The organism is Pseudoxanthomonas mexicana (assembly GCF_001556105.1).
Lineage (GTDB): Bacteria > Pseudomonadota > Gammaproteobacteria > Xanthomonadales > Xanthomonadaceae > Pseudoxanthomonas_A > Pseudoxanthomonas_A mexicana_A.
Genome location: NZ_LSIF01000090.1, coordinates 1 through 2,306, shown reverse-complemented (window position 1 = coordinate 2,306; position 2,306 = coordinate 1). Strand labels below are relative to the sequence as shown.

Genomic DNA, 2,306 nt, shown 5'->3' with positions numbered 1-2,306 from the left:
GGCGCTGGTGGAAGAAGCCTCCGCGGCCGCGCGTTCGATGGAAGAACAGGCGCAGGCACTGAACGATGCCGTATCCAGCTTCCGGCTGGAGGGCCACGGCAGCGTGGCGCGGCTGGTGCAGGAGCGCGTCACCCGCATCGCCGCCGGTGGCGCCCCACGCACCGTGTCGGCACCGCACGCTTACTGACCGCACTAAAGAAACCCCGCCCGGGGCCGATCTAGGCCTTGACCGGTTCCGCCCCGGGAACCCCGACCCCTTACCGGCTGCAACAGGAGCCCGACGAATGAGCGACAAGAAAACCCTGGCCGTGGCGAGCGCGGACGAGTTCCTCAGCTTCACCCTGGGAGACGAGCACTACGGCGTGGACATCCTGAAAGTGCAGGAAATCCGTGGCTACGACTCGGTGACCCGCTTGCCCGACGCGCCCGACTACATCAAGGGCGTGATCAACCTGCGCGGCACCATCGTGCCGGTGATCGACCTGCGCCTGAAGCTGCGGCTGAAGGAAGCACGCTACGACGCGTTCACCGTGATGATCGTGCTGAACGTGGAAGACCGCGTGGTGGGCATCGTGGTGGACAGCGTGTCGGACGTGCTGGCGCTGAATGCCGAACAGATCCGCCCCACGCCCGAATTCGGCGCCAGCGTCGACACCCGCTTCATCTCGGGCATCGGCACGGTGGACGAGCGCATGCTGATCCTGCTCGACATCGAAACCCTGATCGACAGCGCCGACCTCGGCCAGCCCGTGCCGGAACAGGCCGCGGCCTGATCCATCGCCGGGACCCCGGCGCCATGGCGTTCCCAGAAACCGCGGACTGCGAGGTCCGCGGTTTTCGCGTTGGCGGGACAGGCGGCCTCGGCGACGTGCGCCATTCGTCGCATGCGGCTTCACGTGGCTGAAAGTTCTCACATTCCGGCCGATATCAAGGCAGGGCGGCGGCACGCCGCCTGCGTCCTCTCCCCCCGCCCGCCACCGTTGCCGTACGAGATCGCCATGACGTTCACCGCCAAGATCGCCGCCACGCTGTCCTCCATGCCGCTGAAGCGGCGGTTCCTGATCCAGACCGCCCTGGTCGCCCTGGGGGTCGTATCGCTGGCCGTGATCGCGGCGCGCATGCAGTACCTGGACCTGAACGCGACACGCCAGGCTGGATTGAAGGCGCAGACCGACATGGCGCTGGGCGTCATCGGGAGCTACGCCAAACAGGTCGACGCCGGCACGCTGGACGAAGCCCAAGCGAAGGCGCGCGCGCTCGCCGCCCTCGCTGCGATGCAGGCCAACGAGGGCGTGGACTATTTCTTCGTCACCGACGAAGCCCCCGTGATGCTGATGCATCCCTCGCGCCCGGACCTGATCGGCAAGCCGCTGGGCGAGGTGGAGAGCCCCGACGGCAAGCGGATCTTCCCGGAGTTCGTGCGTGCGGCGCGTGCCGGCGGCGGTCATGTCGACTACCGCTGGGCCAAGGCCGGCGAGGAGCATCCGGTACCGAAGACCTCCTACGCCGCGCTGTACCAGCCATGGGGCTGGGTGGTCGGCACCGGCGTCTACCTCGACGACACGCAGGCGCAGGCGCTGCAGTTCACCTTCATCATGACCGCCGTCGGTGGCCTGCTGGTGCTGCTGAGCATGGCGATCAGCTGGGTCATCGGCCAGTCCGTGCTGGAACCGGTGGCGCGTGCCCTGTCCGCGATCAAGGGCGTCTCGCGCGGCGACCTGAGCGTGCGCACCGGCCACCATGGCCGCGACGAAGTCGGCCAGATGCTGAAGGCCACCGACGAGATGGTGCACATGCTGGAGCGCTTCTCGCACGAGACGCGCGACATGATCCGCCTGCATGGCGCCGACGACATCAGCCATCGCATGCCGGAGGATTTCCCCGGCGTGTACGGCGAACTGGCCGGCGGCATCAACACGATGATGTTCGAGCATCTCGACGCCTTCCGCGACGCCATCGGCATCCTGGAGCGCTATGCCAGCGGCGACCTCAGCCAGGATGCGCGCCGCCTGCCCGGCACGCGCGCCTTCCTGCACGAAGCGATGGACGCCGCCAAGCAGAGCCTGCTGGCCATCAATGGCGAGATCAAGCGCCTGGCGCAGGCCGCAGCGGCCGGCGACTTCACGGCACGCGGCGACGAAGCCGGCTTCCGCCACGACTTCCTGCAGATGGTGCAGGGCCTGAACGCGATGATGGCGACCAGCGACCGCAACCTGGCGCAACTCTCGGCGCTGCTGCGCGCGATCGCCGACGGCGACCTGACCGCACGGATGGAAGGCGACTTCCACGGCGTGTTCGCCACCATG

Annotated in this window: 2 protein-coding genes and 1 pseudogene; all 3 read left to right on the top strand. The window is 68.0% G+C overall.

The features are described from left to right. A pseudogene (locus AX730_RS19420) lies at positions 1 to 187 on the top strand (methyl-accepting chemotaxis protein); the annotation flags it as partial. 97 nt (positions 188 to 284) lie between these two features. Continuing rightward, positions 285 to 773 carry a chemotaxis protein CheW gene (locus AX730_RS15670; RefSeq protein WP_062358103.1) on the top strand — a complete coding sequence of 163 codons (489 nt, stop codon included), beginning with the start codon at positions 285 to 287 and terminating at the stop codon, positions 771 to 773. A 225-nt stretch (positions 774 to 998) separates the two neighbouring features. Further along, the coding region (locus AX730_RS15665) for a cache domain-containing protein (protein WP_157074296.1) at positions 999 to 2,306 on the top strand (1,308 nt) is incomplete at its 3' end.